Origin of the sequence: Lelliottia wanjuensis, assembly GCF_030238365.1 — a bacterium.
Lineage (GTDB): Bacteria > Pseudomonadota > Gammaproteobacteria > Enterobacterales > Enterobacteriaceae > Enterobacter > Enterobacter wanjuensis.
The window spans coordinates 1-19138 of record NZ_JASSOT010000006.1; the positions used below are offsets into that span (position 1 = coordinate 1).

Annotated in this window: 22 protein-coding genes and 1 tRNA gene; 17 read left to right on the forward strand and 6 right to left on the reverse strand. The window is 56.4% G+C overall.

Going from position 1 to position 19138, the window contains the following annotated elements; translation table 11 throughout:
• Positions 1–480: 480 nt before the first annotated feature.
• Both yicI and QQF33_RS02895 read right to left on the reverse strand, forming a co-directional pair.
• On the reverse strand, positions 481–2799 hold the full coding sequence (gene yicI, locus QQF33_RS02890; protein WP_285157335.1) for an alpha-xylosidase: 2319 nt from the start codon (positions 2797–2799) through the stop codon (positions 481–483).
• 12 nt (positions 2800–2811) lie between these two features.
• Positions 2812–4206 carry a glycoside-pentoside-hexuronide family transporter gene (locus QQF33_RS02895; RefSeq protein WP_282492117.1) on the reverse strand — a complete coding sequence of 465 codons (1395 nt, stop codon included), beginning with the start codon at positions 4204–4206 and terminating at the stop codon, positions 2812–2814.
• A gap of 281 nt (positions 4207–4487) precedes the next feature.
• Here QQF33_RS02895 and QQF33_RS02900 point away from each other — a divergent pair.
• A tRNA-Sec gene (locus QQF33_RS02900) sits at positions 4488–4582 on the forward strand.
• Between the two features lie 33 nt (positions 4583–4615).
• Positions 4616–5179 carry a hypothetical protein gene (locus QQF33_RS02905; protein ID WP_285157336.1) on the forward strand — a complete coding sequence of 188 codons (564 nt, stop codon included), beginning with the start codon at positions 4616–4618 and terminating at the stop codon, positions 5177–5179.
• A 3-nt stretch (positions 5180–5182) separates the two neighbouring features.
• Here the strand turns inward: QQF33_RS02905 and QQF33_RS02910 are convergent, their stop codons facing one another.
• On the reverse strand, positions 5183–5371 hold the full coding sequence (locus tag QQF33_RS02910; RefSeq protein WP_285157337.1) for a toxin-antitoxin system HicB family antitoxin: 189 nt from the start codon (positions 5369–5371) through the stop codon (positions 5183–5185).
• 136 nt (positions 5372–5507) lie between these two features.
• Here QQF33_RS02910 and QQF33_RS02915 point away from each other — a divergent pair, with 136 nt between their 5' ends.
• The 3 genes from QQF33_RS02915 to QQF33_RS02925 all read left to right on the forward strand — a co-directional run bounded on the left by QQF33_RS02915 (position 5508) and on the right by QQF33_RS02925 (position 6911).
• Positions 5508–5798, forward strand: a complete 291-nt coding sequence (locus tag QQF33_RS02915; RefSeq protein WP_282492073.1) for a SymE family type I addiction module toxin — start codon at positions 5508–5510, stop codon at positions 5796–5798.
• 466 nt (positions 5799–6264) lie between these two features.
• A complete protein-coding gene (locus tag QQF33_RS02920) occupies positions 6265–6615 on the forward strand; it encodes a type II toxin-antitoxin system RelE/ParE family toxin (RefSeq protein WP_285157338.1) in 351 nt (116 codons plus the stop codon).
• Positions 6612–6911, forward strand: coding sequence for a helix-turn-helix domain-containing protein (locus QQF33_RS02925; protein WP_285157339.1), 300 nt, complete (start codon positions 6612–6614; stop codon positions 6909–6911). Before QQF33_RS02920 ends, QQF33_RS02925 begins: the two co-directional genes overlap by 4 nt.
• 470 nt (positions 6912–7381) lie before the next feature.
• On the opposite strand, the gene QQF33_RS02930 is transcribed toward QQF33_RS02925, so the two are convergent.
• Complete coding sequence (locus QQF33_RS02930) at positions 7382–8380, reverse strand: class I SAM-dependent methyltransferase (protein ID WP_285157340.1); 999 nt, start codon at positions 8378–8380, stop codon at positions 7382–7384.
• Positions 8381–8518: 138 nt separating this feature from the next.
• Here QQF33_RS02930 and QQF33_RS02935 point away from each other — a divergent pair, with 138 nt between their 5' ends.
• The 12 genes from QQF33_RS02935 to QQF33_RS02990 all read left to right on the forward strand — a co-directional run bounded on the left by QQF33_RS02935 (position 8519) and on the right by QQF33_RS02990 (position 17458).
• Entirely contained in the window at positions 8519–8953 is a 435-nt protein-coding gene (locus tag QQF33_RS02935; protein ID WP_285157341.1) for a hypothetical protein, read from the forward strand.
• Positions 8954–9005: 52 nt separating this feature from the next.
• Positions 9006–9734 carry a MerR family transcriptional regulator gene (locus tag QQF33_RS02940; RefSeq protein ID WP_285146238.1) on the forward strand — a complete coding sequence of 243 codons (729 nt, stop codon included), beginning with the start codon at positions 9006–9008 and terminating at the stop codon, positions 9732–9734.
• A 97-nt stretch (positions 9735–9831) separates the two neighbouring features.
• On the forward strand, positions 9832–10242 hold the full coding sequence (uraH, locus tag QQF33_RS02945) for a hydroxyisourate hydrolase (RefSeq protein ID WP_282492077.1): 411 nt from the start codon (positions 9832–9834) through the stop codon (positions 10240–10242).
• 183 nt (positions 10243–10425) lie between these two features.
• Positions 10426–10851: a nuclear transport factor 2 family protein gene (locus QQF33_RS02950; RefSeq protein WP_282492078.1), complete on the forward strand. Its 426-nt coding sequence runs from the start codon at positions 10426–10428 to the stop codon at positions 10849–10851.
• On the forward strand, positions 10848–11567 hold the full coding sequence (locus tag QQF33_RS02955; RefSeq protein WP_282492079.1) for an SDR family NAD(P)-dependent oxidoreductase: 720 nt from the start codon (positions 10848–10850) through the stop codon (positions 11565–11567). Before QQF33_RS02950 ends, QQF33_RS02955 begins: the two co-directional genes overlap by 4 nt.
• Positions 11564–12820 (forward strand): NAD(P)/FAD-dependent oxidoreductase, encoded by a 1257-nt coding sequence (locus tag QQF33_RS02960; protein ID WP_285157342.1) that lies wholly within the window; start codon positions 11564–11566, stop codon positions 12818–12820. The genes QQF33_RS02955 and QQF33_RS02960 overlap by 4 nt, the downstream gene beginning before the upstream one ends.
• A complete protein-coding gene (locus QQF33_RS02965) occupies positions 12817–13539 on the forward strand; it encodes a DUF1365 domain-containing protein (protein ID WP_285157343.1) in 723 nt (240 codons plus the stop codon). The genes QQF33_RS02960 and QQF33_RS02965 overlap by 4 nt, the downstream gene beginning before the upstream one ends.
• Positions 13536–14756, forward strand: a complete 1221-nt coding sequence (locus QQF33_RS02970) for an SAM-dependent methyltransferase (protein WP_285157344.1) — start codon at positions 13536–13538, stop codon at positions 14754–14756. The genes QQF33_RS02965 and QQF33_RS02970 overlap by 4 nt, the downstream gene beginning before the upstream one ends.
• Complete coding sequence (locus QQF33_RS02975) at positions 14753–15238, forward strand: DUF2878 domain-containing protein (protein WP_282492083.1); 486 nt, start codon at positions 14753–14755, stop codon at positions 15236–15238. Before QQF33_RS02970 ends, QQF33_RS02975 begins: the two co-directional genes overlap by 4 nt.
• A complete protein-coding gene (locus tag QQF33_RS02980; protein WP_285151036.1) occupies positions 15235–15780 on the forward strand; it encodes a DUF3833 domain-containing protein in 546 nt (181 codons plus the stop codon). Before QQF33_RS02975 ends, QQF33_RS02980 begins: the two co-directional genes overlap by 4 nt.
• Positions 15777–16736, forward strand: a complete 960-nt coding sequence (locus QQF33_RS02985; RefSeq protein ID WP_285146245.1) for a YbgA family protein — start codon at positions 15777–15779, stop codon at positions 16734–16736. Before QQF33_RS02980 ends, QQF33_RS02985 begins: the two co-directional genes overlap by 4 nt.
• Before the next feature lie 269 nt (positions 16737–17005).
• On the forward strand, positions 17006–17458 hold the full coding sequence (locus tag QQF33_RS02990) for a SymE family type I addiction module toxin (RefSeq protein ID WP_285151037.1): 453 nt from the start codon (positions 17006–17008) through the stop codon (positions 17456–17458).
• Positions 17459–17502: 44 nt separating this feature from the next.
• Here the strand turns inward: QQF33_RS02990 and QQF33_RS02995 are convergent, their stop codons facing one another.
• Both QQF33_RS02995 and QQF33_RS03000 read right to left on the reverse strand, forming a co-directional pair.
• Positions 17503–17934 carry a hypothetical protein gene (locus tag QQF33_RS02995; RefSeq protein ID WP_285146247.1) on the reverse strand — a complete coding sequence of 144 codons (432 nt, stop codon included), beginning with the start codon at positions 17932–17934 and terminating at the stop codon, positions 17503–17505.
• Positions 17934–19138, reverse strand: a 1205-nt coding sequence (locus tag QQF33_RS03000) for a VENN motif pre-toxin domain-containing protein (protein ID WP_285157345.1), incomplete at its 5' end; no start/stop codon positions are given. The genes QQF33_RS02995 and QQF33_RS03000, both read right to left, overlap by 1 nt.

Genomic DNA, 19138 nt, shown 5'->3' on the forward strand with positions numbered 1-19138 from the left:
TTAATGGAATAACGCTTGCGTACTACGACCGAAAAACCGAGAGTGTGGTCCGGATAGACTAGAAAGTGTTACCTATGTTCCCGGTCTGATCTGTCACCTATGTATCCGGTCATACAGCAGCGCCACCGGGCGATTTCAGCTTCGGGTGCCAACAACAAAGCCGGGTGGCGGCTTTGCCTTACCCGGCCTACAAAATCAAACTCCGAACCGTAGGCCCGGTAAGCGCAGCGCCACCGGGCAATTTCAGCCTCGGGTGCCAACAAAAAGCCGGGTGGCGGCTTTGCCTTACCCGGCCTACAAAACCAAACTCCGAACCGTAGGCCCGGTAAGCGCAGCGCCACCGGGCGATTTCAGCTTCGGGTGCCAACAACAAAGCCGGGTGGCGGCTTTGCCTTACCCGGCCTACAAAACCAAACTGCGGCACCTTACAAATCCCCTCTCCCTTTGGGAGAGGGTCAGGGTGAGGGGGAGAAAATCGCACTAAAGCCGAATCACCACCTCACTCCCCTGCGCTTTCACCACCACGCCCCATTCGCTGCCCGCATGTGACCCGCCTTTGACGCCCGCGATCTGCTGCACGTTACGCAAACAGATCGACCAGTCCTGCGCATCACCTTCGCCTTTGACCGTCACCGTATCGCCCTGCCGAGACGCCGTCAGCGTAAACATCACCGAACCGTCCGCCGCTGGCACTTCGCTCACCGCCGTACACCCGTCGGCCAGGTTAAACAGCTGGAACGCCGTCCCTTCGTGCCACGCGTAATCCGGTTTCTGGCTGTTGTTGCCGAGCGCCAGCAGAGTATTTTCACGCACATACACCGGCAGACTCTGGAAGTCGTGCTGCTGCTTATGCCAGCGGCTACCCTGCACTTCGTCGTTATGCCACAGGTGCGTCCAGCGCCCTTCTGGCAGATAGAACTGCACGTCGCCCGCCTCGCTAAACACCGGTGCCACCATCATCGCGTCGCCGAGCATATACTGCCGGTCCAGATAATCGCACGCCGGATCGTCCGGGAACTCGAGCATCATCGCACGCAGCATCGGCGTACCCACCTCGCGGGCCAGCGCCGCCTGGCGATACAGATACGGCATCATCCGGCATTTCAGCTGGGTGAAGTGGCGCACCACGTCGCAGGACTCGTCATCGTACGCCCACGGCACACGGTAGGATTTGCTGCCGTGCAGGCGGCTATGGCTGGAGAACAATCCGAACGCGCACCAGCGTTTATACACATGCGCAGGCGCGGTGTTCTCGAACCCGCCGATATCGTGGCTCCAGAAGCCAAAGCCCGACAGCCCAATCGACAGCCCGCCACGCAGGCTTTCGGCCATTGATTCGTAGTTGGCGTAACAATCGCCGCCCCAGTGCACCGGGAACTTCTGCGCACCCACGGACGCAGAGCGCGCAAACAGCACCGCCTCCTCTTCGCCCACCGTCTCTTTCAGCACGTCCCACACCAGCTCGTTGTAGATATAAGCGTAGTGGTTGTGCATCTTCTGCGGATCGGACCCGTCGTGCCACACCACATCCGTCGGGATACGCTCGCCGAAATCGGTCTTGAAGCAGTCGACGCCAATATCCACCAGGCCTTTCAGCTTGTCGGCGTACCACTGGCAAGCTTCCGGATTAGTGAAGTCATAGATCGCCAGCCCCGGCTGCCATTTGTCCCACTGCCACACGGAACCGTCCGCGCGTTTCAGGAGATACCCTTTCTCTTTCAGCTCGTTAAACACCGGCGATTTCTGGCCGATGTACGGGTTGATCCACACGCAGACTTTCAGCCCTTTGTCCTTCAGGCGACGAATCATCCCTTCCGGGTCCGGGAAGGTCACCGGATCCCACTCGAAGTCGCACCACTGGAAGGCTTTCATCCAGAAGCAGTCGAAGTGGAAGACGTGCAGCGGCAGATCACGCTCGGCCATGCCGTCGATAAAGCTGTTAACCGTCGCTTCGTCATAGTTAGTCGTAAACGAGGTGGTGAGCCACAGGCCGAACGACCACGCAGGCGGCAGCGCCGGGCGGCCGGTGAACTGCGTATAGCGATTCAGAACCTCTTTCGGCGTCGGGCCGTCGATGACGAAATACTCCAGATACTCACCCGCCACGCTGAACTGCACTTTGGAGACTTTCTCCGAGCCCACTTCAAACGACACGTTTTCCGGATGGTTCACCAGCACGCCGTAGCCGCGATTGGTCAGGTAGAACGGAATATTTTTGTAGGACTGTTCGGTGCTGGTGCCGCCGTCGCGGTTCCAGGTTTCAACCGTCTGTCCGTTGCGCACCAGGGCAGTAAAGCGCTCGCCGAGGCCATACACCGCTTCGCCGACGCCCAGATCCAGGCGCTCAAACATGTAGTTGCTGCCGGTATTCCCGTCCTGCACGTAGCCGTTGTTTTTCAGCTGGCTGCCGGTAATGCGCTGCCCGTCGCGCAGGAAATCCAGCGCCCAGAACTCCCCTTTAGTCACGCGCACGCTGATATTGCCGCTTTTCAGCTCGGCAAATTCCGCCGTGTTTTCAATCTGGACGTTGACGTCTTTCAGAACGTTCAGCGGATAGTGCGGCCCCTTGTCCAGCGCGCCCTGGAAGTGCTCGATGCGCACACCGACGATGCCTTCCTGCGGCGAAAACAGGCGGACCGTAAACATCAATGTGTCGAGCTGCCAGGTGCGCTCGCGCACGTCGCGCGGGGCGACGTACACCACCAGGTCGTTACCCTGCTGCTCCACGTCGAACACCTGCACCGGGTAGGTCACGTTCAGACCCGGCTGAATGAGCCAGTTTCCGTCACTGATTTTCATGCTTTGATCCTCTTAGTTCTGCAATTCTTTGCTGACCGGCAGGGTTTCAAACTCCTGCTGGTTGCGGCGCGCACCTTGCGCCAGCTCGCCCATAATTTTGGTCAGGAACGGGGTTTTCAGCGTGTAGTAGCGTTTGGCGACGATGGCGCTCAGCACGTAGCAAGCCGCCGGGGCCAGGGTGAACAGGCCGATAATGATGCTGATGGTGGTGCTGTTCTGGGTTTTGGCTGCGGCATCGTAGCCACCGCCTGCCAGCATCCAGCCGATCAGCGCGCCGCCCAGCGCCAGGCCGAGTTTCAGCACGAACAGCGTGCCCGCAAAGCTAATACCGGTCAGGCGTTTGCCGTTGGTCCATTCGCCGTAATCGACGGTGTCAGACATCATCACCCACTGGATTGGCGTCACCAGTTGGTGCAGCACGCCGATCACGAAGATAAAGCTGAACATCATCATCGTGGCATGCATCGGCACGAAGAACATCGCCACGCTCGCCACCGCCAGCAGGGCGTTGGTCCACCAGAAGATGCTGACTTTGCATTTCCAGTCGGTGAGCGGTTTGGCCAGCGCAGAGCCGATCAGGTTGCCGACGCAGTAGGTGGTGAGGAACGCGACGAACACTTCCGGCGAGCCCATGATCCAGGTGCAGTAGTACATCATCGCGCCGCCGCGCACGCAGACGGCGAGGATGTTGAGAATGGTGAGCACGCCGACGATGCGCCACTGGTCGTTATGCCAGATGTCGCGCAGGTCTTCACGCATGGAGGTGGTACTCGGCGGCACCTGGATGCGCTCTTTGGTGGTGAAGAAGCAGAACGCCAGCATCAGGAACGCAACCACCGACAGCACGGCAATCCCGCCCTGGAAGCCAAAGGCTTTGTCTTCGCCGCCAATCAGTTTCACCAGCGGCATCATCAGCACCGTGGAGAGCATGCCGCCCGCCGTCGCCAGCACAAAGCGCCAGGACTGCAGCGAGATGCGCTGCGTCGGATCGTTGGTAATCACGCCGCCGAGGGCGCAGTAAGGGATGTTGACCACGGTATAAAGCAGGGTCAGCAGTGTGTAGGTGATGGCGGCATAGATCATTTTGCCGTTCAGGCTGAGGTCCGGCGTGGTGTACGCCAGCACGCAGACGATGCCAAACGGGATGGCACCGAACAAAATCCACGGACGGAATTTCCCCCAGCGGCTGCGGGTACGGTCGGCGAGCAGACCCATGCACGGGTCGGAAATCGCATCCAGCGCACGCGCCAGCAGGAACATGGTGCCGACAAACCCGGCGGGGATACCGAAAATATCGGTATAGAAAAACATCATATACAACATGACGTTATCAAAGATGATATGGCTGGCGGCATCTCCCATGCCGTAGCCTATCTTTTCCTTCACAGACAATATTTCGCTCATTATTTTTATCCTTGGACGCTGTAGGGGCGCTGATACCGGTTGCAGATGTTGTAAACCATCCCTGGTGGAGCGGATATTCTGTTTTCTGGTTAGCTGCTTACGATTCTTCTCTTTTGTGATCGCCGTAGAAGTTGCAGAAAAAATCTAACCTCAGGATTTTCTTAGGTTTTAAGTCTGGAGGGGGATGCAGGTCAAAGCAGGGGTGAAAAAAAGATGCGAAAGGATGGGGTAAATGCCTGAAAGTAGCTATAATGCGCACCGCCTCCATGTAGCAATCGAGGCGCGGAAGATCGTCATCTCCGGTGAGGTGGCTGGATTTCAAATCCAGTTGGGGACGCCAGCGTTCCCGGGCAGGTTCGACTCCTGTGATCTTCCGCCAATTCAATTAAAATAATCAAAAAAGAGAAGTTGTATGGAAATAAATTTAACATACTATAGTGATCTTATTGATGAAGATAATATTAGTTTAATTGAAAACAAACTTAAACAATATTCAATAACTCTTAGCAAAAATGATATCTCTGGTCGCCCGCAAATGAGCGCAGATGATATTCTAAGCCAAACAATTATAACTATAACGCCTTTACTAGTATCGGGCATTGCAATTAATATACTCTCCAATTTAATTTATGATGCATTGAAAACCCCAATATTATCCATTTGGGCTAATTTAAAAAACAAGAAAATAACTAAACATTCTGCCAATGGTCAGTTTGAAGAAAAAGAAACTAGCCTAGGTATAAAATTCAGAATGAATAATGATAGTTATGAAATGAAAATACCATTGAACTTATCTGATGAATTAAAGGAAACATGTGTCACTAAAATGCTTTCATATATAATCATCAAAGCAGAGCAAGAAACTAAACCATTTGATCCTATGCTTTTTGAAAACCACATTGTTGTATATAATAAAATGACACAAGAATGGGAAACAATAGGGTTACCTGAGTTTATTCAGAAGTATATTAAATAATTACTATTTTGGCTCAATCCCAGATTTTACTAGTTCCTTTCTTCCCAAGGATTTGAGCCAATTCCCCAAACTCATCCCCTCTATCTTCGCTGCCTCTTCAAACTGTGCCTTCAACTCCGGCGTAATACGAATCTGAAAAGTCGGTGCTTTTCCGGACTTTGACTGATTTGGGTCGCGTTTGGCTGTTGACATGTACGTACCTACAAGAGCAAGATATCACCATTCAGGTACGTACCTTAACACACGATAACCTGAGATTTAAACGCTCTCGTCCAGTACTCGCAATACCTGACGAGAGCTAACCTCACCAACTATCAAGGAGTTGATTATGGCTGATTCGCATTCTACCCCAGACACCACCGCCACCGGAACTGAGCGCACGATAATTGTGGGATATCGTCCAAATGTTCAAGACAAAACCACGCCGAACATCATGCTTTCCGGCAAATGGCTGCGCGCCGCAGGGTTTGAAACCGGGCAACAGGTGACGGTCAAAGTCATGGACGGGTGTATTGTTCTGGTGGCGTACAGCGAGCAGGAGCAGCGGTTGCTGGATGAATTAAAACAGGCTCAAGCGAAGCTGAAAGGGATTGAGGGGGCGTTGGTTGGGGTGCATTAGGTTTGGTGCGGGGTTTTCCCCTACCCTAGCCATCTTCCCAAAGGGGAGAGGGGTCTGAACGTGCAAATTTGTTACAGCGAGGCACTGTCGGTTTTGTAGGCTGGGTAAGCGAAGCGCCACCCGGCAATCACAGCACGCTTTAACGTGAAATCGACTTATAGAACCAGGGCAAATATGCAGCTTAATCGCCGCATGTTCCCCCTCACCCTAGCCCTCTCCCACAGGGAGAGGGGACCGATCGAGCAATTTCTTCAGCGATTTCACCGCTGAACAGACTGAAAGGGCTCGCCGAATGAAATATCTCTGAAGGCTGCTCGCAGTATCCCCATTGCCTTATCAAGCTGGTTGCCAATCTTTGTCATACTTTTCATCCGAGATGCAATGGCCGTCAAAGGCAGCCATTGCAAATATAAACCACAGCTTATATCCTTTTAATTATAAGCTACAGCTTATCATGGACGAACGTATGTGGACGGTACTTCTGGGACACGTATTTGAGCAATGGCTACATGAGCAAGATGAAGGGTTACAGGAAAAGGTATTAGCGGATCTGCTCAATCTGCAAAATTACGGACCACATCTTACCCGCCCTTGGGTCGATACAGTAAAGGGGTCTCGACATAAGAATATGAAGGAGTTACGTATCCAATATGCAGGCCGTCCGATTCGAGCCTTCTTTGCGTTCGATCCCGTCCGCCAGGCGATTGTGCTTTGTGCTGGCGATAAGCGCGGCGACAAAATGTTTTATGCACGATTGATCCGCATCGCAGATGAGGAATTCTCGACTCACCTGGCAACCCTGGAGGCAACAAATTGAAAACCTTAAATGAAGTGATTGCTTCTCGTGCACCGGAAAGCCAAAAACGAATCAAAGAAATGGCCGACGAGATGATTCTGGAAACTGGTCTGCAAATGATGCGCGAAGAATTGAAATTATCTCAGAAGGCTGTCGCAGAAATAATGGGAATCAGCCAACCCGCTGTCACACAGCTTGAACAACGCGGTAATGAACTGAAAATTGCTACGCTCAAACGCTACATCGAAGCGATGGGTGGAAAGCTGAGTCTGGATGTTGAGCTTCCGACTGGAAAACGTGTAGCGTTTCATATTTAGATTTTTTCGTGCATCAACGCCGCATGTTCCCCCTCACCCTAACCCTCTCCCTCAGGGAGAGGGGACCGATCGAGCACAGCAATATTACCGCCGCAAAAAACTCAAAACCCACAGCGATGCCCTGGTCCGGCTGTAAATCGCTGAGTCGTTGACTGGAGGTAGGGGCGACGCACAGGGATGTGCGTCGAGGGCGCTGCTTTACAGGGACGTTACCTGCGCCCGTCCCCGTCAGCCGGAAGGAATAAGACGAGGGCACCGCGAAGCGGCGATTTACCGCCGGGAGCCCGGGTTGCCAGGGTGGTGGCGATTGAGCCACCCTGGCACGTTCACGGGTATCGTGGTGACAGAGAAGCACGGTTCGCAAAGTGAACGGAATAACCACAGCACTTACATGTTCCCCTCACCAACAGAGCCGAGTCCCCCCCTCACCCTAACCCTCTCCCTCAACCGATCGAGCGAAACTAAACCAATCAAACCCTAATCTCCATCACCGCATACACCCCATCCTTCGGCACTATCACCGTCACCTTCTCCGCCGGAATCCCCGCCGCAATATGAATATCCTGCAACTGCTGCAGCGAGCGCGGGAAGATGTGCGCCCAGCCGATGCAGCGCAAAATGAAGTCGATCTGCGGGCTGGTCGTGAGCATATTCGACACAATCACCGCTCCGCCGGGCTTCACCAGTCGCACAGCGCGCTGGAGGAAAATCACCGCGTCGGCTTCGTTGAAATATTCGAAAATCCCCAGCGCATCAACCAGTTCGGCCTGATGTTCGCCCAGCTCCAGCACTAAATCGTCGCTGCGGATCAGGGTATGCACCAGATGGCGCTTAAGCAGCGTCAGCTGTTCCCCGACGTTCAGCCCCTCCTGCGCCGCCATGGTTTCGGCCCAGCGCAGGGCGACGGGGTCGTCGTCCACCAGCGAGAGATGCACCTTCTGCCCGTCCAGTTTTGCCGTGCGCAGCGCCTCCAGCACCGGGATCGCCGCGCCGCTCGCGAGACTTATCCAGTCGCTTTCGATCTCATTGTGAATGTACTTGTCCACCAGCGCGCCCAGCACCTGCGCGCGGGAGCGCACGCCGATGGCGTCGTTAGCGTGGATAAACCACTGGCGGCTTGCGCTGTCCATTCGTGTGCCTTCGGGCAGGCGCTCTTCAAGCGGGTTTTGCACCACAAACAGCGCCAGCGCAGAGGGCACCAGCCGTGCGCGCCAGGCCGCCATTGCCGGCCGCGTGCGGTACGCCTGGTCGGAATGAAGATGCTGCGGGATCAGCCTCGGCAGGCCGTTTTCGCCCTCTTCCAGCAGCGGGGGCAGCAGTTCAGGGTTGGCTTTCATGGCCTGATTGAGGGCGTTGATCTCCCGCGTAACGTCGTCTTTCATCGGCCATTGGTCGCTAATATCGGGGAACGACGCGCTGTAAATCGTCATCGTTGCCGGTGCATCACCGCGAAAAGAGTGCCAGTTCATCTCGTTATCCCCCCGTTCGACCCTAAACGGAAGTCTATGCAAACGGTGCGGCATTGCCCTACGAAAAATGCACGATATGCCTTAATGATCGGCTCACCTGTGTCGCTCTGAATCGCTATACACGGAGGAGCGCCCACAATGAAAAAATTACTATGGTTACTGCTGCCGCTGATGCTGACGGGCTGCGCCAGCATTGTCGGGAGTAACGAAGAGACGCTGTATATCGACAGCTCCCCGACAGAGGCGTATTTCGCGGTTATCGGGCGCGATGGTGAGATGATCGCCACCGGACAGACGCCGCAATCCGTGGTGCTGAAAAAATCGGACGGGAGTTATTTCGGCAAGCGGGAATACACGCTGACGCTGAAACAGGAAGGCTACTACTCGACCATGATGCCGCTCGAATACCGCTTCAGCCGCTGGTATACCTTCGGCAATATTATCTTCTTCGGCGTGCCGGGCTGGTTCATCGTCGACCCGTTCTCCGGCGGCATGTACACGCTCAAAGAGGAGCGCGTCCACGCCATCCTGCGCCCCTGCCCGCCGGGGCCGTTCAATCACATGTGCTCGTAACAACCGGAATTCGTAGTATATTGAGAGTCATCTTGATCAGCAGGCGCACCCCATGTCTTACTCCATCGGCGAATTCGCCCGACTTTGCGGCATCACCGCCACCACGCTGCGCGCGTGGCAGCGTCGCTATGGTCTGTTGAAACCTCTTCGCACCGATGGCGGCCACCGTCTTTACAGCGACGACGACGTGCAGGAAGCGCTGAAGATCCTCGACTGGGTGAAAAAAGGCGTACCGGTCAGCCAGGTGAAGCCGCTGCTGGCGCGGCCCGGCGCGCGGCGCACCAATAACTGGGTCACCCTGCAGGAGAGCATGCTGCAGCGCCTGAAAGAGGGGAAAATCGAGTCCCTGCGCCAGCTGATTTACGACTCAGGCCGCGAATCTCCCCGCCCGGAACTGGTGACGGAAGTCCTGCGCCCGCTGCGCAGCCAGGTCTCGGCGAATATCCCGGCGATCATGACCCTGCGGGAAATCCTCGACGGGATCATCATCGCCTACACCTCGTTCTGCCTCGAAGGGGATAAACGCGCGCCGGGCGATAACTGCCTGATCACCGGCTGGCACCTCAACGACCCGTGTGAAATCTGGCTCGAAGCGCTGAAACGCACGGGGCAAGGGCATCGCATCGACGTCCTGCCGATCCCACCTGCCACCCTGGCCCCGGAGATTTTCCCGGATCGCAAATGGTTGCTGGTCACCACCGGCAAATTAACCGCCGCGCGCAAAAAACAGATTGAGCAGTGGCAGGAACAGGTTATTTCTCTGGACGTCATTACCCTGTAGACGATATTTCCCGCGCCAGTTATCACAAAAGATTGAATATTTTCCTGCCGCCAGAATGCTAACGTTTTCCTGTATTCATCAAAAACAGGAAAACAACATGAATAAATTCTCCGGCCTGCTGCTTTTATCCTCCATCGCCTTCGCACCCGTCGCCTTTAGCGCGCCGATGGGCACCCTGAGCGTGCATATTCTCAACCAGCAGACGGGCACGCCGCCCCCTGGGGTGACGGTCACGCTGGAAAAACAGCAGCAGGGCAACTGGGCGATGCTGGCGAGCGGCAAAACCGACCACGACGGGCGCATTAAATCGCTCTATCCAGAGGATCAGGATATGCAGCCCGGCGTGTACAAAGTGACCTTCAAAACCGGCGACTACTTCCAGAGCCAGAAACTCTCCTCGTTTTTCCCTGAGGTCCCGGTGCTGTTCACCGTCACCAAAACCAACGAAAAACTGCACATCCCGCTCCTGCTGAGCCAGTACGGCTACTCCACCTACAAGGGCAGCTGACCCGTCTTGCGCTCCCGCCCCGCTATCGGGAGCGCATTTTACCGCACAAAAACACTCACACTATCCATCTGAAATTATTCACAAATAAAAAATAACTCGAATCAAACTTGGACAAACACACACGTTTGTGCAAGTTTTAGTTATGGGTTTTACATCAGGATCGTCCACTGCAAGGGTGAATCAATGAGCGCCGTCATCGATCGGTTTATGAGTTACTACGCCGGGCTGGAAAACCAGCCGCCAACGGCGCTGCCTGCGCTCTATCACCCTGAAGCGGTGCTGATTGATCCCTTCGGTGAGCATCAGGGGCTGTTCGCAATCCAGCGTTACTTCACCCATCTGCTGGCCAATGTGGACCAGTGTCATTTCTCCATCGATAAGCCGTTCATCGACGGCGACCGTTTCGCCCTCACCTGGACCATGCACTGGTCACATCCGCGTTTGACGGACGGCGAGACGCTGGCGCTGCCGGGCTGCTCCGTGGTGGAAATCCAGGACGGCACGGTGAAACGTCAGCGGGATTATTACGATGCCGGAGAGATGATTTACGAACACCTGCCCGTCCTTGGTTGGGCGGTGCGCGGTGTGAAAAGGAGGGTGCGCCCATGATGACTGTCCTCATCACTGGCGCCAGCTCAGGGATTGGCGAGGGACTGGCGAAGTCCTGGGCGGATGACGGCTGCCGCGTCATCGCCTGCGGCAGGGATGCTGCCCGCCTTGAGGCCCTGCGCCAGTACAGCCCGCTGATCTCTCTGCGTCAGTTTGACATGACCGACGCGCAGGCCTGTCGCGAGGCGCTGGCCGATTGCCGCGTGGATCTCGCCGTGCTGTGCGCCGGAACCTGCGAATATCTCGATCGAGGGGTGATCGACGTCGATCTGATCGCGCGGGTAATGAGCACCAATTTTACCGGGCCGATAAATTGTCTGGCTGCGCTGCAGAACACGCTCGCCCCCGGCAGCCGCGTGGTGCTAGTCAGTTCGATGGCGCACTGGCTGCACTTCCCGCGCGCCGAGGCGTACGGCGCCTCCAAAGCGGCGCTGACGTGGTTCGCCAACTGCCTGCGTCTGGACTGGGAGCCGAAAGGCGTGGCCGTGACGGTTGTCTCCCCTGGCTTTGTCGACACGCCCCTGACGCGCAAAAATGATTTCCCGATGCCCGCGAAAGTGAGCGTCGGGCAAGCCGTGGCCGCCATCCGCCGCGGCGTGGCGAAAGGCCGGGCGCACATCGCCTTCCCCACCGGATTCAGTCTGGCTTTGCGCCTGCTGGCGTCTCTGCCGCAGTTTATGCAGAACGCGCTGCTGCGCCGGATGGTGCGCTCATGAACATCGCCATTATCGGCAGCGGCATCGCCGGGCTGACCTGCGCCTGGCGGCTGGCCGGGCACCATCAGGTGACGCTGTTCGAGGCGGCCCCTACCGTCGGCGGCCATACCGCCACGGTCAATGTCACCACCCCGTCGGGGGAGTATTCCATCGACACCGGGTTCATCGTCTACAACGACCGCACCTATCCGCGCTTTATGGGCCTGCTGAGCGAGTTAGGTCTCAGCGGACAGAAAACGCAGATGAGCTTTTCGGTGCACAACCCGGCAAGCGGGCTGGAATACAACGGCCACACGCTCTCGACCCTGTTTGCCCAGCGCCGCAATCTGCTGAACCCGACGTTCTGGCGGCTGCTCAGATCGATCGTGCGTTTTAACAAACTGGCGAAACAGGCGCTGCGCGAGGGCTCCAGCAACAACCACACCCTGCAAACCTTCCTCGATCAGCACCGCTTCAGCCCGTTCTTTGCCCGGCACTACATCCTGCCGATGGGCGCGGCGATCTGGTCCTCGTCGTTGCAGGAGATGCGCCGTTTTCCGCTGGCGCTGTTTTTACGCTTTTTTGAGAATCACGGGCTGCTGGACATCACCCATCGTCCCCAGTGGTACGTGGTGCCCGGCGGATCGCGCGAATATGTCCGCGCCCTCGTCACGCAGCTGGGCGATCGCCTGACGCTGCGCACGAATGCGCCGGTGCAGAAGGTGATCCGCCACCCCCACCGCGTGGATATTGAGCTTGCCGACGAAACGCACAGCTTCGATCAGGTCATTTTCGCCTGTCACTCCGGACAGGCGCTGGCGCTGCTGAATAACCCAAGCCTTGCGGAAAAACAGATCCTCGGCGACATCGGCTGGCAGCGTAACGAGGTGGTGCTACACAGCGACCGGCGCTGGCTGCCGGTGCGCGAGCGCGCCTGGGCAAGCTGGAACTATCGCCTGAGCGACAAGGAGCAAAACAGCGCCTGCGTCACCTACAGCATGAATATTTTGCAGGGCCTGCCCGCGGGCGCGCCGCTGTTCTGCGTCACCCTCAATCCGGATGCGCCCATCGACGAACGCGATGTCTGGCAGCGCTTTGTGTATGAACATCCGCAGTTCAACCCCAAAAGCTGGCGCGCCCAGTCGCGTCGCGCCGAGATCAACGGCCAGCAGCGAAGCTGGTTCTGCGGCGCTTACTGGTACAACGGTTTTCACGAAGATGGCGTGCGCAGCGCGCTCGACGTGGTGGCGGGGATCGCGAGGGCCGGAACATGAACAGCTGCCTCTATCAGGGCGTGCTGCGCCATCGCCGCCTGCTGCCCCGGCCACACCATTTCCGCTACAGCCTGTTTATGGCGTGGCTCGATCTCGACGAGCTGGCGATCCTGCCGTCGCTGGGTATTCGCCGCAACCGCTTTGCCGCCGCGTCGTTTTACGACCGCGACTATCCGCTGGGCGAGCCGCTCAAAGCGCAGGCTCTCGCCAGGCTGGAGACGCTGACCGGCGAACGCCCCGACGGGCGGGTGATGCTCCTGACCCAGCTGCGCTATTTCGGCATTCACTTTAATCCGGTCAATTTTTACTACTGTTTTGACCGCCAGGACGTTCTGCGCTGGGTGCTCGCCGAAGTGCGCAACACGCCGTGGAACGAGCGGCATTACTACGCGGTGAACGGCCAGGAAGCGCGCCCGATGGCGAAAGCCTTCCACGTTTCGCCGTTTAATCCGATGGATATGGTCTACCACTGGCGTTTCAACTGCCCGGCAAAAACCCTGCACATGCACATTGAAACGCATCAGGAAACCAAAGTGTTTGATGCCACGCTGATGCTGACCCGTCAGCCCCTGACCCGCCCGGCGCTGCGTTCGCTGCTGTGGCGCATCCCGCTGATGACGCTCAAAACCGTCCTCGCGATTTACTGGCAGGCGCTGCTTTTGTGGCTCAAACGCGTGCCCGTCCATCCCCATCCCGCCAGCAGGAGTGAACGCTCATGACCGATCCCGTTTATGCGCTTGAGCCAGATTATCCGCGCAACGCGCGCATGGCGCGCTGGCTGCTGTTCCGCCTGCTGGCAGACTTGCAGCAGGGTTCGCTGACCGTGCGCGAGGGCAACCAGAGGTTCCATTTTGGTGACGCCAGCGCGGCCCTGCACGCCGAGGTAGAGGTGCTTTCTCCGACGCTTTACCGGCGATTGCTGACCGGCGGAAGTCTTGCCGCCGCCGAAGCCTGGATGGACGGCGAGTGGGAGACGCATCAGCTCACCACCCTGCTGCAGATCCTGGCCCTCAACGGCAAAACCCTGGCGCGGCTGGAGAGCGGATTCCGTCTGCTGGGCAAGCCCGTCGAACGGCTCCGCCACTGGGCGCGCCGCAACCACCGCCAGCAGGCGCGGGAAAATATTGCCGCCCATTACGATCTGGGCAACACCTTTTACGCTCAGTTCCTCGACGAAGAGCTGCTCTACTCCAGCGCCCTGTTTACCTCGCCGGATCAGGATCTGACCGCCGCGCAGCAGGCCAAAATGGCGCGACTCTGCGATCAGCTGGCCCTGACGCCGGACGATCACCTGCTGGAGATCGGCACCGGCTGGGGCGCGATGGCCGAGTTCGCCGCCCGCCAGTACGGCTGTCGGGTGACCACCACCACCTTATCGTACGAGCAGTTTTGCTGGGCGCAGGCGCGGATTGCTCGCGCAGGCTTACAGGACAAGGTTCAGGTATTGCTTTGCGATTACCGCGACTTAACCGGGGAGTTCGACAAGCTGGTGTCGGTGGAGATGATCGAAGCCGTCGGCAAAACCTTCTTGCCGGAGTTCTTCCGCACCTGCCAGGCGCGCCTGCGCCCCGGCGGCAAAATGGCGATTCAGGCGATCACCATTCAGGACCAGCGCTACCGCAGCTACAGCAAAAGCGTCGATTTCATTCAGCGCTACATCTTCCCCGGCGGCTTTTTGCCGAGCATCACGGCGATGAGCGATCTCATGACGCGCCACACGGATTTCGTGGTGCGCAACCTGTTCGACATGGGCCCGGACTACGCGCGCACCCTGACACACTGGCGCACCCGCTTCCTCCACGCCTGGCAGGATATTGAAAAACTCGGCTTCGACGAGCGCTTCCGCCGCATGTGGCTCTACTACCTGGGCTACTGCGAAGCGGGGTTCAACGCCCGCACCATCAGCGTGGTGCAACTGACGGCAGAGCGCGTATGAGCCGTCACGTGCAGGTCTTCGTCCTCGCCGTTGCGTTCGATTTTTACTGGACGATGGTGGTGATCTTTCGCGAGCGCGGGGTGATGGTGTGGCTCGCGCTGGCGCTACTGGCCTGCCTGATGCTCAAACCGATCCAGCGTCTTTACGCCATTCTGCTGGCGGTCGCGGGGAGTTCTCTGGACACGCTCTGGTCGTTGACCGGCCTGCTGCGCTTTAACGGCGAAGGGATTTTGCCGCTGTGGATGATGGCCCTGTGGCTGATGTTCGCCTGCGTCTGGACCCAGCTCACCACCACCACCGCCCTGCCGCGCTGGCTGCTGGTGCTGATGGGTACCGCAGGCGGCCCGGTGGCCTATTTTCTTGGCGAGCGTCTGGATGCGATCGTCTTTCAGGCCCCGGCCTTCATCGTCCTGAGCTGGATGGCGATGGGATGGCTGGTGCTGATCCTCTTTTTCCACCTGCTGGTCGGGAGGCAACCATGAAACGATTTCTGGCGGTCAGTCTGGCGGCGCTGATGCTGCTGGCGGGCTGCAGCACGGATATCAGCGAGTATCAGGGCAAAACGCCAAAACTCGATATCTTCCGTTATTTTCAGGGCCAGACCGAAGCGTTCGGCATGGTGCAGGACCGCAGCGGGAAGCAGCTCCGTCGCTTCCACGTGGCGTTAAACGGCCAAGTGCAGGCCGATACCCTGACCCTGAGCGAGCAGTTTGTGTATGACGACGGCGAGAAACAGCAGCGCGTGTGGCACATCCGGCGCGTCAGCGCCGATCGCTATGAAGGTCGTGCAGGGGATATCGAGGGCGTGGCGACAGGCCAGGCGGCGGGAAACGCCTTCAACTGGCGCTACAGCATGAACGTCAAAGCCGACGGCAAAACCTGGCTGTTGCACTTCGACGACTGGATGTATTTGCAGGACGACACGCATCTTTTCAATAAAACCGCGATGACGAAGTTTGGTTTCAACGTCGGCACCGTCACGCTTTTCTTCACCCGGAAAGACAGTAAGGGGGCAACACCATGAACACCAAACCCACGCTCGGTATTAGCGGATGTCTGACGGGCTCAGCCGTGCGGTTCGACGGCGGGCATAAACGCATGAATTTCCTGATGGATGCCCTGGCGCAGTGGGTGACGTTCAAACCCGTCTGCCCGGAGATGGCGATTGGCCTGCCCGTTCCGCGCCCGGCGCTGCGTCTGGTGAAAGCGCCCGACGGTGACATGCGCGTGCGCTTTACCTTCGCGCCGCACGAAGACGTGACCGACAAAATGACCGATTTCGCCGCGGACTATTTGCCGGGTATCGCCGGTTACGACGGCTTTATCGTCTGCGCCAAATCCCCGAGCTGCGGCATGGAACGCGTGCGGATCTACGATGAAGCGGGCAACCCTGGCCAGAAAGAGGGCAGCGGGGCGTTCACCGCCGCGATGCAGGCAAAATACCCGTGGCTGCCGGTGGAGGAAGACGGTCGGCTGCACGACCCGGTCCTGCGCGAGAACTTCATCGCGCGGATTTTTGCCCTGCACGAGCTGAACGCGATCCGCGCCAAAGGCCTGACGCGCCGCGCCCTGCTGGCGTATCACAGCCGCTACAAACTGCAGCTGCTGGCCCATAACCAGGCGGCGTACCGCGAGATCGGCCCGTTCGTGGCGTCGATGCACGAGTGGCAGGATCTGGAGGCGTTTTTTGTGGCCTACCGCGACAAGCTGATGGCGATCATGAAGCAGCCCGCCTCACGTAAAAACCACACCAACGTGCTGATGCACATCCAGGGCTATTTCCGCGAACAGCTCAACGCCCGCCAGCGCCTGGAGCTGCGCGAAGTGATCCTCAACTACCGCGCCGGGCAGCTGCCGATCCTCGCCCCGCTCACGCTGCTCAAGCATTATCTGGCCGAGCATCCTGACAACTATCTTCTGACGCAAAACTATTTCGATCCGTATCCGCAGGATCTGGGGCTGCGGCTGGCGATTACCTGAGACTTTAAAACATAGTTAAAACGAGAGACCCTGGCCCGAAGGTCCTTATATGCCACACTTTTAGACGACAAACCTCACTGTCGTCTTTTTTTGTTTAGGGTTATTTGTTTTCCTGAATCCGCCTCGCATTTTTTAATTTTTCCCGTAATCAAGGCACTGTATTTTTATTCAGTTCGGTATAATGGGGGCAGGAAGAAAAAAGATCGCGGTATAAAGGTGTGTCACCACCCGTATACCGCTAACCACAAACAACTAAACAGGAGTTGAATATGGCTAAGTGCGATATTAAGCCAGAAGTGATTATTGCCAAAACAGATTCTGAAACTTTGGCCAATATTTCCAGAAACCGCGAAGCGGTACGCAAAAATGGCGACCGTGCGGTGGAAAAGAAAGCAAAAGGGATTTCTAAAAGCGTACGGCGTATGACGGTGAGTTATGTCAGTACCCGCCACTACGATCGCAAGACCGAGAGAACCCGGCGCTACACCCGCAGCGCCAGCCTGCGCCTGAACGGCCACTGGATGGAAGAAGCCGGGTTTACCACCGGCACACCGCTGGATGTGCGGGTGATGCCGGGGTGTCTGGTGATCACCACCCGCCCGGAAGAGACATCTTTTATGAAAGACCTGAACAAGATCAGCCGTTTGCCGGAGAAAGAGCAGGAGCAGGTGAGGCGGTTTTTGACGGGAGTGGCGGCGAAGGTGGTGCTTGAGGCGGTTTGATATTAGGTTAATAATTCCCGCCGGATAAGGGCGGGACTTTATATTTATCTCATGATAGTAACTCTGGATAAATTATCATTCTGATTAAACTGTAAATGAAGTGAATACTCCTCATTTTCATACTTTATCCAACGATCAATATAACCCATAAGTGCATCCGTTTTTCCACCACCTGAAGACAATGGCCAACCTAATATTTGAACAGCCTCTTGCTCCGAACTATCAATTGATACTGGCAACTCCCCTTTATACTCAAAAAAACCCTCATCCTTCTTTGCATAAAAAGTAATCTGATCTACAACTTCATCTTCTAATAAAAACAAAACACCTGACTGTAAAAACGAGTAATAATTCCTGTCACCTAAAACACTCTCCTCGATCTTAGGCAACTCATTAAAATTACTTGAAATATTAACAAATTGACTATCAAATTTTGAGCAACCTAACAACTTAATAAATTCATTCCATATCAACATTATTTTATTACTCCTTTTTGAGAATTCCTTTCCTTGAGTTGGATTATTGCATCATCGACAAGTTTAGGATAATATCCCCGATCCAACATATTCTTTCTCAGTGCATCTGTATCACGACATTCTGCACCACAAAGATTTATCGCATCTTGTTTTACTTGGGATGGCGTATTTTTACCACCATAAGTAGGGCCAGCCTGATGTACATCTTTAGGTACTTCAATAGCTGTTGCATTGTTATATAGGCTTTTTTCTTCTGCTGGAGTTAATTTTCTCCCCAGCTCATTTTCTTTTGCCTGACGAATTGCAGCAAATGATGGGATATGATCATGTTCCAGTCCATCACCAACTACAGAACGATCTTTAAGTTCTTTATATGAACCAACATCTAGCGGCTTAACTGCCTGAATTTCATCGCTGGCTTTATTGATTAGCTTGGATGCTTCCGCCACATCACCTTTCTTCAGGGCTGTTTCAGCCGCCTTGATGGCCTTACCGGCAGCATCACCTGCGCCAGGAATAATCCCTATCGCAGCTGCCAGGTAATCCAGCGCCGACTGCGCTTCCGCAAAACTCTTGATATCACCCACGACAGGTACGAAGTCAGCGCTCAGCGACACCGTTTCTTTCAGCGCTTCACGCCGCTCTTCGTACATCTTCACCGTGCAGGCTTCGGCGCTGATGCCGCCGCAGTTTGCCTTCTTATAACGCTCGTTTTCGGCTTCAACCTGCTCACCGGCCTTCTGCTCTAGCGTCTTACCTTCAGACTGCGCCTGTGCAATATCACTCAGCGCATTATTCTCAACCGCATTCTTTCCAGCCTCCGCCCCGGCTGCCGCGCCAGCCGTATTGCCACCCGCAAGCCCACCTGCAATACCAGCGGATATACTTGCCAGCGAACTGATGGTCTGCTTCTGGTCTTCCGTCAGATCAGACATTTTTACATCAGGGTAATAAATCCCGGCAATGGCTCTCGCAATCACCTCACCGGATGCCGCACCCACGGCTCCTGCCGCTGCACTGTTACCCTGAATAGCCGCCACTGCACCGCCCAGGATCGCATGTGCAATTGCATTGACCGCCGGATCACCTTCCGTTGATTTCAGCAGATGCGCCAGCTCCGGCGCCGAAGCCCCCGCCAGCGCACCACCGATATTGCCACCCGCCAGACCCTGCAACGCCGCCGTTGCCGCCTGGATACCGCGCT